This window comes from Kosakonia cowanii JCM 10956 = DSM 18146 (genome assembly GCF_001975225.1).
In the GTDB taxonomy this organism is placed as follows: Bacteria; Pseudomonadota; Gammaproteobacteria; order Enterobacterales; family Enterobacteriaceae; genus Kosakonia; species Kosakonia cowanii.
This window is the reverse complement of the sequence record NZ_CP019445.1, coordinates 2,417,884-2,431,109: the sequence shown is the minus strand read 5'-3', so window position 1 is coordinate 2,431,109 and position 13,226 is coordinate 2,417,884. Positions and strand designations below refer to the sequence as shown.

General features: G+C 57.1%; 12 protein-coding genes and 1 other annotated feature. Of the genes, 3 read left to right on the top strand and 9 right to left on the bottom strand.

Translation table 11 applies throughout. From position 1 onward, the window contains the following. Window positions 1–13 precede the first annotated feature (13 nt). The 7 genes from adk to BWI95_RS11400 all read right to left on the bottom strand — a co-directional run bounded on the left by adk (window position 14) and on the right by BWI95_RS11400 (window position 6,951). A complete protein-coding gene (adk, locus tag BWI95_RS11430) occupies window positions 14–658 on the bottom strand; it encodes an adenylate kinase (protein ID WP_023478294.1) in 645 nt (214 codons plus the stop codon). 170 nt (window positions 659–828) lie between these two features. After that, a complete protein-coding gene (htpG, locus tag BWI95_RS11425; RefSeq protein ID WP_076769501.1) occupies window positions 829–2,703 on the bottom strand; it encodes a molecular chaperone HtpG in 1,875 nt (624 codons plus the stop codon). 109 nt (window positions 2,704–2,812) lie between these two features. Then, entirely contained in the window at window positions 2,813–3,418 is a 606-nt protein-coding gene (recR, locus tag BWI95_RS11420) for a recombination mediator RecR (RefSeq protein WP_023478251.1), read from the bottom strand. Further along, complete coding sequence (locus BWI95_RS11415; protein WP_023478246.1) at window positions 3,418–3,747, bottom strand: YbaB/EbfC family nucleoid-associated protein; 330 nt, start codon at window positions 3,745–3,747, stop codon at window positions 3,418–3,420. The genes recR and BWI95_RS11415 overlap by 1 nt, the downstream gene beginning before the upstream one ends. Window positions 3,748–3,829: 82 nt before the next feature. Further along, complete coding sequence (gene dnaX / locus BWI95_RS11410) at window positions 3,830–5,761, bottom strand: DNA polymerase III subunit gamma/tau (protein WP_076769500.1); 1,932 nt, start codon at window positions 5,759–5,761, stop codon at window positions 3,830–3,832. Then, window positions 4,433–4,497, bottom strand: a sequence feature (DnaX frameshifting element). It overlaps the preceding gene by 65 nt. Window positions 5,762–5,870: 109 nt before the next feature. After that, the gene (gene apt / locus BWI95_RS11405) at window positions 5,871–6,422 is read right to left on the bottom strand and encodes an adenine phosphoribosyltransferase (RefSeq protein ID WP_023478292.1); all 552 of its coding nucleotides are present in this window, start codon (window positions 6,420–6,422) and stop codon (window positions 5,871–5,873) included. 151 nt (window positions 6,423–6,573) lie between these two features. Next, window positions 6,574–6,951, bottom strand: a complete 378-nt coding sequence (locus tag BWI95_RS11400; protein WP_042717622.1) for a DUF454 family protein — start codon at window positions 6,949–6,951, stop codon at window positions 6,574–6,576. A gap of 67 nt (window positions 6,952–7,018) precedes the next feature. Here BWI95_RS11400 and priC point away from each other — a divergent pair, with 67 nt between their 5' ends. Continuing rightward, the gene (priC, locus tag BWI95_RS11395; RefSeq protein WP_042717620.1) at window positions 7,019–7,546 is read left to right on the top strand and encodes a primosomal replication protein N''; all 528 of its coding nucleotides are present in this window, start codon (window positions 7,019–7,021) and stop codon (window positions 7,544–7,546) included. A 13-nt stretch (window positions 7,547–7,559) separates the two neighbouring features. Next, complete coding sequence (rsmS, locus tag BWI95_RS11390; protein ID WP_023478300.1) at window positions 7,560–7,721, top strand: pleiotropic regulatory protein RsmS; 162 nt, start codon at window positions 7,560–7,562, stop codon at window positions 7,719–7,721. A gap of 17 nt (window positions 7,722–7,738) precedes the next feature. Here rsmS and mscK read toward each other — a convergent pair whose 3' ends face one another. Together mscK and acrR are read right to left on the bottom strand one after the other, a co-directional pair. Further along, window positions 7,739–11,092, bottom strand: coding sequence for a mechanosensitive channel MscK (gene mscK, locus BWI95_RS11385; RefSeq protein ID WP_054804489.1), 3,354 nt, complete (start codon window positions 11,090–11,092; stop codon window positions 7,739–7,741). 122 nt (window positions 11,093–11,214) lie between these two features. After that, window positions 11,215–11,868, bottom strand: a complete 654-nt coding sequence (gene acrR, locus BWI95_RS11380; protein ID WP_076769499.1) for a multidrug efflux transporter transcriptional repressor AcrR — start codon at window positions 11,866–11,868, stop codon at window positions 11,215–11,217. A gap of 142 nt (window positions 11,869–12,010) precedes the next feature. On the opposite strand from acrR, the gene acrA reads away from it, so the two are divergent. After that, window positions 12,011–13,210 carry a multidrug efflux RND transporter periplasmic adaptor subunit AcrA gene (gene acrA, locus BWI95_RS11375; protein WP_076769498.1) on the top strand — a complete coding sequence of 400 codons (1,200 nt, stop codon included), beginning with the start codon at window positions 12,011–12,013 and terminating at the stop codon, window positions 13,208–13,210. Window positions 13,211–13,226 lie beyond the last annotated feature (16 nt).

The following is a 13,226-nucleotide window of genomic DNA, read 5'->3' as shown; positions in this document are numbered from 1 at the left end:
GGGGAAATGGAAATTACCCGAGGATTTTTTCCAGTTCAGCGCGCACGTCGCTAACCGCTTTGGTGCCGTCAACTTTAACGTACTGGGTGTTACCCGCTTCCGCTTCTTTCTGATAGTAACCAATCAGCGGAGCCGTCAGCTGATGGTATTCGACCAGGCGCTTACGCACGGTCTCTTCCTGATCGTCTTTACGGGTGGTCAGCTCGTCGCCGGTCACATCATCTTTCCCTTCCTCTTTCGGCGGGTTGTATTTGATGTGGTAAACGCGGCCAGAGGCGGCGTGAACGCGACGACCAACGATGCGATCGACAATCAGCTCGTCCGGTACGGCGAATTCCAGCACGAAATCGACATTGATGCCGGCTTCTTTCATCGCATCCGCCTGCGGAATGGTGCGCGGGAAACCGTCCAGCAGGAAGCCGTTGCGGCAATCTTCCTGGGCGATACGCTCTTTCACCAGCGCAATAACCAGCTCGTCGGTGACCAGCTTGCCGGCGTCCATGATATCTTTCGCCTGTTTACCCAGCTCGCTGCCGGATTTTACTGCGGCACGCAGCATGTCACCCGTAGAGATTTGCGGAATACCGTATTTCTCCATGATGAACTGCGCCTGAGTTCCTTTACCTGCGCCCGGAGCGCCCAGCAGAATAATACGCATTGCGAAAATCCCCTCAAATGTTGGTTCAATTTTTCAAAAGCGCTAAAAGATACCATCAAGAGGAGGCAGGCTCAAGAAAGGCGCGGACGCTGAAACGGTAATGCTACCTTTTTCTTAAACGGCAAAAGCGGGAATAAAAAAGGGAGGCGCGGTGGCCTCCCTGGTGCAGCTTACGAAACCAGCAGCTGGTTCATACGGCGAATAAACTGGTTTGGATCTTCCAGCGTACCGCGTTCGGCAAACAGCGCCTGGTCCAGCAGCAGCTCAACCCACTGGTTAAACTGCCCTTCGTCCTGGGTATCCGCCGCGCGTTTCACCAGCGCGTGATCCGGGTTCAGTTCGAAGATGTATTTCACTTCCGGTGCGCTCTGGCCAGCCGCGGCAAACAGCTTCGCCATCTGCGTGCTCATCTCATCAGCATCGGTCACCACAACGGCCGGAGTATCGGTCAGACGGTGAGTCAGACGCACCTCTTTCACGCGCTCACCAAGCAGGGTTTTCACGCGCTCAACAAACGGCTCCAGCGCTTTTTCCGCTTCTTTGGTGGTCTCATCCACTTCGTCAGCCAGCTTGTCCAGTGAGGCATCGGCTTTCGCTACAGACTGGAACGGCTTACCGTCGAACTCGGTCAGGTAGCTCATCATCCACTCATCAATGCGGTCGGAAAGCAGCAGCACTTCGATGCCTTTCTTACGCAGCAGCTCAAGGTGCGGGCTGCTCTTCGCCGCGGCGTAGCTGTCGGCGGTGATGAAGTAGATCTTCTCCTGGCCCTCTTTCATGCGTGAGACATACTCTTCCAGCGACACGGTCTGCGCGGAGGAGTCGTTGTGCGTGGAGGCGAAACGCAGCAGTTTGGCGATGGTTTCCAGGTTGCCGCTGTCTTCGCCGGTCCCCTCTTTCAGCACCAGGCCGAACTGCTGCCAGAAGGTCTGGTATTTTTCCGCGTCATCCTTCGCCAGTTTTTCCAGCATCTGCAACACGCGTTTGGTCAGCGCGGTGCGCAGGCTGCGGGTAACGCTGCTGTCCTGCAGAATTTCACGGGAGACGTTGAGCGGCAGATCGTTGGAGTCGACCAGCCCGCGCACGAAACGCAGGTAGTTCGGCATAAACTGCTCGGCTTCATCCATGATAAAGACGCGCTGAACGTAGAGTTTCAGGCCGTGCTTGTGATCGCGGTTCCACATATCCCACGGTGCCTGCGACGGGATATAGAGCAGGCTGGTGTACTCCTGCTTCCCTTCAACGCGGTTATGGCTCCAGATCAGCGGATCGCTGTAATCATGGGAGATATGTTTGTAGAACTCATTGTACTCGTCATCTTTGATTTCAGACTTGTTACGCGTCCACAGCGCCTGTGCCTTGTTGATCTTCTCCCAGGTGACAACGGTTTCGCCGTCTTTCTCTTCCTGTTTTTCGATCTCAACCGGCAGCGCGATATGGTCGGAGTATTTGCTGATGATGGAGCGTACGCGCCAGTCGTTGAGGAAATCATCTTCCCCTTCGCGCAGATGCAGAGTGATCTCGGTACCGCGATCGGCTTTGGTGATATCAGCAACGGTGTATTCGCCCGCGCCTTCCGATTCCCAGAAGACACCGTTTTCCGCGCTTTCGCCCGCCGCGCGGGTGCGTACGGTCACTTTGTCGGCAACGATAAATGCCGAGTAGAAACCAACGCCGAACTGGCCAATCAGCTGGCTATCTTTCGCCTGATCGGAGCCCATCGATTCGAGGAAGGCTTTGGTGCCGGATTTGGCAATCGTCCCCAGATGGTCAATCACTTCATCGCGGTTCATGCCGATACCGTTATCGGCGATGGTCAGGGTACGCTTCTCTTTGTCGAAGGAGACGCGCACGCGCAGGTCGCCGTCGCCTTCATAGAGATCGGGTTTAGAGAGCGCGCGGAAACGCAGTTTATCCGCCGCATCCGAGGCGTTGGAGATAAGCTCACGCAGGAAGATTTCTTTGTTGGAATAAAGAGAGTGAATCATCAAATGCAGAAGCTGTTTTACTTCTGACTGGAAGCCACGTGTTTCTTGTCCTTTCATTGGGAAAACCTCAACAATGCCATTTACAAGGTGGAAAAAGCGTTGAGGGAGAAGTGGGGATAACGGCGGGGATTTTCAAGCGGAGGCAAAAATTTCTGCCCCCGTCTGGTTAAAAACGAATCTTGTGACGCCCGGCGAGAGAGTGGGAAAGCGTGGTGCCATCCACCATCTCCAGCTCGCCGCCCACCGGCACGCCGTGGGCGATACGGCTGGCTTCCACGCCATATTGCCCGCACAGCTCGGCAATATAGTTAGCGGTCGCCTCCCCTTCCACCGTCGGGTTGGTGGCGAGGATCACCTCCTGAATCTTTTCAGATTCGAGGCGCTGCTCGAGCCGGTCGAGACCGATATCATCCGGCCCGATACCATCCAGTGGCGACAGGTGGCCCATCAGCACAAAGTAGCGCCCGGAAAACTGACCGGTTTGCTCAATGGCGTAGATGTCCGCCGGGCTTTCCACCACGCAGATTTGACCGTTTTCCTGACGTCGCGGGTTGGTGCAGATGTTACACACCTCCTGCTCGGTAAAGGTGCGGCAATCCGCGCAGTGACCAATCTCCGACATCGCCCGGGTGAGCGCCTGCGCGAGGCGCATGCCGCCGCTGCGATCCCGCTGCAGCAGCGTAAATGCCATGCGCTGCGCCGACTTCGGGCCGACGCCCGGCAGGCAGCGCAACGCTTCCATAAGCTGCGTTAACAGCGGACTGGTTTGCATCAGAACGGCATCTTAAAGCCTGGCGGCAGGGACATACCGGAAGAGACAGAGGCCATCTTCTCTTTCTGCGTCTCTTCAATGCGGCGTGCAGCATCGTTGAATGCAGCGGCGACCAGATCTTCCAGCATCTCTTTGTCGTCTTCCAGCAGGCTCGGATCGATCTCCACGCGACGGCAGTTATGCGCGCCGTTGATGGTCACTTTCACCAGACCCGCGCCTGATTCGCCGGTCACTTCCAGCTGCGCGATCTCTTCCTGCACTTTCTGCATCTTTTCTTGCATCTGCTGGGCCTGTTTCATCAGGTTACCCAGACCGCCTTTTCCAAACATAGGCTTCTCTCTTTAGCTGTGGTGACTCACCAGGTTGATAAGTCACATTCAGGGTTGAAAACGGGAAGTATCGCTCTTCCTGTCAAAGGGGGCGGATACTCTCTTCATCCAGATCCGCATCGAAAAAGCGCTGCAGGGTCTGGATATTGCTATCCGCAATAATCGACTCGCGCGCCTGCGCGAGCTTCTCTTCATAGATGGCCTGACGCCACTCCAGCGGCGTACGCACCGCCGGATTATCATCTTCAATAATAGTCAGTTCAACCGTCGAACCGTGCAATTCGCTAAGCGCCTCGCCGAGCGTCTTCACCGCGCCGGGCGAATGGAGATGGCGCTGGGCGCTGCGGAGGTGCAGACAGATGCGCGCGCCATCCTGCTCTTTCCAGGCATTCAGCGCCACCTGCTCGACCAGTTTAGGCAATTTCAGCAGACTCACCTCTTTTGCCCACGCGTCGCGCTCGATCGCCTCTTCTGCCAGCTTCTTCGCCAGCTCCGGCGTTTTCTCGTGCTCAAGCGCCTTTTTCAGCGCTTTTGGCGTGGCGATGACCTCTTTTACCGTCTCAACGACGGTGGTCGCTTTCCAGCGATAGGCCTCTTTTTTCACCGGCTTGTTGTCGGCCGTTGCCGCCGCCGGGCGGGACTGTACGCGCTCGGTGACAGAGGCGAGCCTCTCCAGCGCGGCGTTACTCACCGGCCGCGCGCGGGTTGCGGCTGCCGGTTCACTCTTTTTTGCTTTGTCTGCTCCCTGCGCCTGCTGCAGCTGTCTGCGCGCCGCCAGCACCTGGCTGGTAGAGGGCGGCAGCGAAACATCTTGCTGGGGCGCGGACTGCGCCTGCGGTGCAGGAGCGACCTGCTGCGGCGACATCACCGCCGTCGGCGCGACCGGCGCAAACGAGGCCTGCTGCACCTCTGGCGCAGGCAACGGCGCGCGCGGATGGAACGCCAGCGCGCGCAGTAGGGTCATCTCAACGCCCATCCGTCTGTCGGGCGCGAAGGGTAACTCTTTGCGGCCAATCAGCAGCGTCTGGTAGTAGAGCTGAATATCGGCAGGCGGTACGGTGCGCGCGAGTTCGCGCAGACGGTGCTCCACCGACGCCATATCGCTGCCGAGTGCCGCCGGGGTGAGCTGAACCATGGCGATGCGGTGCAGCAGGCTCTGCATCTCCAGCAGCAGCGCGTCCCACTCGACGCCACGCGAGGCGGCATCATGAACCAGCGCCATTGCCCGCTCGCCGTTGGCAGCGATGACCGCTTCCACCAGGGAGAGCGCCTGATCGTCATTCAGCGTGCCGAGCATGGCGCTGACTACCGCAGCGGAAAGCTGGCCGTTGCCGCTGGCAATCGCCTGATCGGTCAGGCTCAGGGCATCACGCAGGCTGCCGTCGGCGGCGCGCGCCAGCAGTTGCAGCGCGCGCGGCTCGGATTCGATCTTCTCGTCAGCGAGAATATGTTCAAGCTGGGTGCGGATCTGATCGACATCCAGCGCTTTAAGATGGAACTGCAGGCAGCGGGACAGGATCGTCACCGGCAGTTTTTGCGGATCGGTGGTCGCCAGCAGGAATTTAACGTGCGCGGGCGGCTCTTCAAGGGTTTTCAACAACGCGTTGAAGCTGTGACGCGAGAGCATGTGCACTTCGTCAATCAGATAGACTTTGAAGCGGCCACGCGCTGGCGCGTACTGGACGTTGTCCAGCAGATCGCGGGTATCTTCCACTTTGGTACGCGACGCGGCGTCGATCTCAATCAGATCGACAAAGCGGCCCTGCTCGATTTCACGGCAGTTATCGCAGACACCGCACGGTGTCGCCGTAATGCCGGTTTCGCAGTTAAGCCCCTTCGCCAGCAAACGGGCAATAGAGGTTTTTCCGACGCCGCGGGTGCCGGAGAACAGATACGCATGATGAATGCGTCCTGATGTTAAGCCGTTCGCCAGTGCGGTCAGCACATGCTCCTGGCCGACGACGTCAGCAAAAGTTTGCGGTCGCCATTTTCGGGCTAAGACCTGATAACTCATTGGCAGGCTCTGAAACGCTGGAAGGTGGATTCACGAGGGGTAATGCTAACACAGCATCGGCTGAGAATGCACTTCATCCCTCAGGCGTGAGGGATGAAGGTACGCGGGATCAATGCCCCGGGAACGAGACCAGGCTGTAGCTAGTAACACCCTGTTTTTTCAGGCGCTCTTCGCCGCCCAGGTCGAACAGATTGATAATGAACGCCGCGTCGGTAACCTCGCCACCCAGACGGCGGATCAGTTTCACCGTCGCTTCGATGGTACCGCCGGTTGCCAGCAGATCGTCGACCACCAGCACGGTGTCGCCAGCCTGGATCGCATCAACATGGATCTCTAACTGATCGGTGCCATACTCCAGCTCATAACTCTCGCTGATAGTTTCACGTGGCAATTTACGCGGCTTACGTACCGGCACAAAGCCAACGCCGAGGCCTAACGCCACCGGCGCGCCGAACAGGAAGCCACGCGCTTCGGTACCAACAACTTTAGTGATCCCGGCGTTTTTGTAACGCTCAACCAGCAGTTCAATGCTGAGGGCGTACGCCTTCGGGTCTTCCAGCAAACTGGTGACATCACGGAACAGGATGCCCGGCTTCGGGTAATCCTGAATGCTTTTGATGCTGTTTTTGAGAAATTCAAGCTGCTGCGCAGTCGCTGTCATGGATATTTGCCTGATAGAAACGGTATTACTCACGGGACGTATGATAACGGCTCAATTGGCCCCTGGTTAAGCTTTAACCAGTCGACCCCGTGCTCGAAAACGCTCGAATTTACTGGCAGTGAGCGAGAATTGCAACTGCCATCGCAGCGCATTAGGTTTTTTGTTGCTTTGCATCAACCACCGGTATCCGCCACAGGAAAATCAGCAGACACGCGAGGATGATCAGCAGCAAAACGCGCACCCACATCATCTTCACAAAATAGAGCGAAACCGCGAAGGTCAGAAGCGTAATAACTATCGCACGCGGCTTTGCGCCGGGCGGCATGGCGCGATACTGCTGCCAGTGCCGCAGATAGCCGCCAAACCAGGAGCGGTAGAGCAGCCAGTGATGAAAACGCGGCGACGAGCGGGCAAAACACCAGGCGGCCAGCAGAATAAAAGGTGTGGTCGGTAAAACGGGCAGAACGACACCCAACGTGCCAAGCACTACCGCCAGCCAGCCAATGATGATTAAAATAGTGCGTTGCATAGTGCTAATCGTTGCCGGAATAAGCGGCTAATGTACCATAATCGCCGTGAAAAAGAGGGAATGAGAGATGAAAAGCGACGCGCTTTTAGAGAGGCTGGAGCAGCAGCTTGCCCGGTTACGCCAGCAGGCCGCGCCGCTGGCGGATCACTTCACCGTCAGCGCCCGTTTTGATCGCCATCTTTTTCAGACAAAAGATACGCGCATGCGTGCTTATCTTAATGAGACCGATAAAAACCTGGCGGCGCTGCGCGAGACCGTGGCGCGCAACCATCTGCCGCAGGCGCTCTGGCTTGCGGAGCATTTAACCGCACAAATCGCCGCGCTGACGCGGGAGAGCGCCGTCTGGCCGCTGCGCCAGTGGGATCACGCCTCGCCCGGCATTACGCGCTGGCAGCGGCGGCGCTTGCAGCATCAGGAGTATGAGCGCCGCCTGCAGGCGATGAAAAACGAGCGTAACGTACGTTTAGCGTCGGTCACCACTCTCGCCGAGCAGCAGAAACTGCATAAAGAAGTGGAAGCATTAGATGTCCGGCTCGGCCGCTGTCGCAAAGCGCTGGAGAATATTGAGCGCGTGCTGGCGCGTTTAACCCGTTAACCAAGGAGAGAAGATGTCGCTGGAAAATGCCCCGGATGAGGTCAAGCTGGCGGTCGATCTGATCATGCTGCTTGAACAGCATGAGATCGCACCCGATCTGGTGTTAAAAGCGCTGGAGATTGTCAAACGGGATTTTGAACAGAAGCAGTTACAGCCAGCAGCCCCCCTTCCCTGAGGAAGAGGGGCCAGCCATTACGGCGCTTCAGGAGTCGGATCGTCGCCCTTTATCTCGCGCTTCACTTCCGTTAACTCATCACCCTTCTCATTGCGCAGGTGCACTTCGAGCTGGTTAAAGGCGATATTGATGTCGTTTTCCCGGCACATGCGATCGATGGTGCGGTTAAGCTCATCCACCGTATAGCTGCGATCGCGCAGTTCACGCACATAGAGACGCAGCTCGTGATCCAGCGTGCTCGGCCCGAAGGTGGTAAAGAAGACCGCCGGTTCCGGGTCGTGCATCACTTTCGGGTGATCCATCGCCGCTTTCAGCAGCACCTTCTTCACTTTCTCCAGATCGGAGCCATAGGCCACGCCGATACGGATCACCACGCGGGTGATGGTATCGGAGAGCGACCAGTTGATCAGCCGCTCGGTCACAAAGGCCTTATTCGGGATAATCACCTCTTTGCGATCGAAGTCGGTGATGGTTGTCGCACGAATACGGATCTTGCTTACCGTGCCGGAGAAGGTACCGATGGTGACGGTATCGCCGATACGCACCGGGCGCTCAAACAGGATAATCAGACCGGAGACAAAGTTACCGAAGATCTCCTGCAACCCGAAGCCGAGACCGACCGACAACGCCGCCGCCAGCCACTGCAACTTATCCCACGAGACGCCAAGCGATCCGAAGACCGTTAGCGCTCCAACCGCGATAATGACGTAGTTCAGAATAGTGGTGACGGCGTAGGAGGAGCCCTGGCGCATATTGAGTCGCGACAGGACTAACACTTCCAGCAGACCCGGCAAGTTGCGGATCAGCGCCCAGGCCACCACAAAGGCGATAATCGCAAACAGCAGGCTGCCGAGAGTAACGCTCTTGGTCACCGCCGCCCCCGCTTCGGTGCCGTTGTAGTGCCACAGCGTAATGCTGTCGAGGTAGGCAAACACAGTGATCAAGTCTGACCAAATCGCCCAGAAGACCACGCCAAACAGCGCCACCATCACCAGCATGGTGATGCGCAGTGTCTGCTGGTTAACCTGCTCCAGCGCAATGGTCGGCTCTTCCGGCGGCTCGGCGCCTTCCGCGCCCTCTTTCACCATATTCTGGCGACGTGCCAGCGCACGGCGATAGGCAATACGCCGCGCCGCCACGCTCAGACCGCGCAGCACCGTCTGGTAGAGCAGGTTCCAGATAATCACCAGATAGACGGTTTCAATCCAGCGCCCGGCAAGACGCAGCGTGGTGTAGAAGTAGCCGGTAGCGGTCAGCACCATTAAGGCAATCGGCACAATCGCCAGCACCGTGACGGTGACCAGGCGCAGCGCATGGGACTCTTTATCGTGCCAGCTTTCGCGGAACATCGGCCACACCAGCGCGGTGATCACCAGCAGGTTCAGCAGAATAACAAACTGCCCGAGCACATCATCCATCAGATGCAGCGGCGACAGCTCCGCAACCACTGACCAGAAGTGGAGCGGCAGCAGCGCGAGGCTGATGCGCACAATCTGCCGCCGCCAGTGGCTGGTCAGTTGCGCCGGCATGCCAAAGTGATTAACGGCGACGCCCTCTTTTTCCAGCACTTTCCAGCACAGGCCAAAGACCAGCCAGAAGAGCGCCAGCTTCTTACTGAACGCCCACAGCAGCTCGCTGATGTTGAGCTGCATGGTCAGCAGAATCAGCCCCGCCGCCAGGATAAGCAGGCAGATCGGCAAGGCGCGGATCAGATCGATGAGGATCGCTTTTGGCGTATGTAGCTGGCTGTCGCTGCGTAGCTGCCCGACCTGCTCTGCCAGCTTGACCTGGTAGTTTTTCAGCCAGCGCAGACGCCAGCGGATCAGCCCGGCAATCAGCAGCAGCGGCAGCCCGGCGAGAAACGCGATCGCCACCGCCGGCAGCGCTTTTTCCCAGTTGACGGTGATGTGGGTGCCTTTGACCTCATCGCGCAGCGTTTGCGGGAAGGCTTTGAACCACTCCCAGTCCATCGGCTTGTTGCTGTTCACCCAGAAGATTTGCTGAGTCAGGATCTCCTGCAGGCTTTTCGACACGCTCATCAACTGCTGCTGATTGACCTGCAGGTTAATGGCCATCATCAACTGATTGCCGAGCTGCTTGTTCAGTTGATCGAGCAGCTCACGGCGCATATCGACCACCTGCAGCAGCGCGTCGTGTACTTCGTCGTTGACTTCGCTCTGGTGGCCCTCTTCCAGTTTGGCGACGAAGTTCTCGTTCTGGAACAGCGCGTCACGCTTCTGGTTGATGTCGAACTGCTCCAGACGCAGATCCGCAATGCGGTTGGTCATATCCTCAAGCTCATCGGCTGAGGGCAGCGTTTGTTGTTGCTGATAGAGGATGCGCGACAGCAGCAGGCTCCCCTTCAGCACCGAAATTTGTTCTTTAATATTGCGCTCGGATTGCAGGGCGCGGTCGAGCCAGTTCTTCACTTTGATATTCTGCTGCACCAGCGCGTTGCCGCTTTCGGTGGCTTCAATCAGCTTCTGGCTCAACTGGTGGTTAATCTCCAGCTCCTGGCTCACCAGCGGGTTCGCCTGAATGCGCGCGGTATCATCCGGCGTCACCGCCTCCTGCGCCGTCTTCTCGGTCAGCGTCAGGCGTTTGCTGTTAACCGCTTCCTGCAATAACTGGAGCTGGTGTTCGAGGCGGTTACTGTTTGCGGTGACATAATCCCGCTGCTTCTGCAGCGTATCCTGCAAAGTGGTATTGCCTTCGAGGCTTTTGCGCAGCTGTTCAATCTGCGCATTGAGCAGGGTTTGCTGAGCCTGTAACAGCGTTTGCTGCGTCGGGCGCAACGCCCCTTCGCCGGCGAGCGTGCCGTTCAGACGGTTGCGGATCTGCTGCAACTGCTGCGAGGCGCTATACATGGCGTTCTGCACGCGCTCCGGCTGCGTCTGCAGCGACACCAGTTGGCTGTTGTAGTTGGAGAGATCGTTCTGCGCGGTTTGCAGATCTTCAAGCAGTTGCGAAACGCGGGACTCCAGTTGACGAAGCGAGAGCGTGGCAAGGGTTTTGCGCGTCTCCTCATCGCTGTCTTTATCATTAAGCGCGTTGAGAGCATCGGTAGCCTGACGCAGCTGTTCCGGCGCCTGCGCCACTTTCTGCTTCAGCAGCGCGGTCTCCTGCTTGACGCGGTCGATTTTATCCAGCGTATCAAGAGTCTCATTGAGATCCTGAATAACCAGCTTCTCCTGCGCGGAGTGATCTTTTTGTTTATTGAGTGCGTCGAGCTGATTCTGCACTTCGCTGCGCGAAGGCAAATCACTTCCGCTCTGTGCGGACGCCGCCAGGCTTGAGAAGCTGATAAAAATAAGAAACAGTGCGGCGGCAAATGCTGCGAACGGGTTAGGTGTGCGATTGGTGTGCAACATAATTTGAGCGATCGTTGTCTGTTCGGGAAAGCGGCCGGAGTGGCCACGCGCGAAGAATATCACGCGTGCAGACAACTACCTAGAAGAGTGAGCGGCCTCCAGGAGAAATCCTGGCGGCCTGCTTATGCCTTGAGAGCCGGCGTGTCGTCGCGCAGCGTCGGGCAGAACTGGCACATCTCCAGCAGGATGGCGACGTAAGCGCGCGCCTCTTTTTTCAGATCGAAAGATTGCGGCGCAAATAGCCAGTTTTCCATAATTCCGGAGACATAGGCGCGCATCAGCACCGCAACACGGCGGGTTAAAAGATTGGCGGGCAATAATTTCGCCTGAATGCATTCGGTGAGCGTCGTTTCGATGCGGTCATAACTTTCCAGACATAAATCGCGCTGCGCCTCCTGCACCACCGCCATTTCGCCAACAAACTCGCATTTATGGAAGATGATCTCCATCATCAGCCGACGCCGCTCTTCAACAACGGTGGCTTCAAGGATATAAACCAATATTTCTCTTAATACTGAGAGTGGATCGCCAGGGAATTTTGCCCGATACTCAGTTTCAAGATCTCCAATACTGGATTCCGACAGTTCCCAAATTTCACTAAACAAATCTGACTTGTTTTTGAAATGCCAGTAAATCGCGCCGCGAGTTACTCCTGCCGCCTGCGCAATTTCAGCCAGCGAAGTTGATGAAACGCCCTGCCGGGAAAACAGCCGCATGGCGACATCAAGAATGTGTTGTCGCGTCTCAAGCGCCTGTTGTTTGGTTTTTCGTGCCATATGTCGGTGAATTTACAGGAGTCAGATTTACATACATTTGTGAATGTTTGTACCATAGCACGACCATAATATAAACGCAGCAATGGGTTTTTGGGCCTTTGATCCATTGATCAATTTGAAATCGGACACTCGAGGTTTACTTATGAACATAAACAGAGGGCTAACGCCTCTGGCGGTCGTTCTGATGCTTTCGGGCAGCTTAGCGCTTACAGGATGTGACGATAAACCTGCGCAGCAGCAGCAGGGAGCCGGCCAGGCGCCGGAAGTCGGCGTGGTAACAGTGAAAGCGGCACCTCTGCAGATCACCACCGAGCTGCCGGGTCGCACCACTGCATATCGCATTGCTGAAGTCCGTCCGCAGGTTAGCGGCATTATTTTGAAGCGCAACTTTACCGAAGGCAGTGACGTCGAAGCGGGTGTCTCGCTCTATCAAATTGATCCGGCGACCTATCAGGCCGCCTACGACAGTGCGAAAGGTGATTTAGCCAAAGCGCAGGCAGCGGCGAATATCGCGCAGATGACCCTGAACCGTTATAAGAAACTGTTGGGCACCAGGTACATCAGCCAACAGGATTATGATACGGCGCAGGCAGACGCGCAGCAGGCAAACGCCTCGGTTATCGCCGCGAAAGCTGCGGTCGAGAATGCGCGCATCAACCTGGCTTACACCAAAGTTACCTCCCCAATTAGCGGCCGCACCGGTACCTCTACCGTTACCGAAGGTGCGCTGGTGCAGAGCGGGCAGACCACTGCGCTGACCACCGTGCAGCAGCTTGACCCGATCTACGTCGATGTCACCCAGTCCAGCAACGATTTCCTGCGCCTCAAGCAGGAAATGGCTAACGGTTCGCTGAAGCAGGATAACGGCAAAGCGAAAGTGGAGCTGGTGACCAACGACGGCATGAAGTATGACCAGTCCGGTACCCTTGAGTTCTCTGGCGTAACCGTCGATCAGACCACCGGTTCAATCACCCTGCGCGCCGTGTTCCCGAACCCGGACCACACGCTGCTGCCGGGCATGTTCGTGCGCGCCAAGCTGGAAGAAGGGGTTAACCCGAACGCCCTGCTGGTTCCGCAACAGGGTGTGACCCGTACGCCGCGCGGTGACGCAACGGCGATGGTGGTAGGTGAAGGCGACAAAGTTGAAATCCGCAATATCACCGCGACCCAGGCCATTGGCGACAAGTGGCTGGTTACCGATGGCCTGAAAAGCGGCGATCGCGTGATCATCGAAGGGTTACAAAAAGTCAAACCTGGCGTGCAGGTCAAGGCCCAGGAAGTGACATCTGACAAGAAAGAGCAAGCCCAGGCCAACGGCCAGTCAGAGCAACCGAAGTCTTAACTTAAACAGGAGCCGT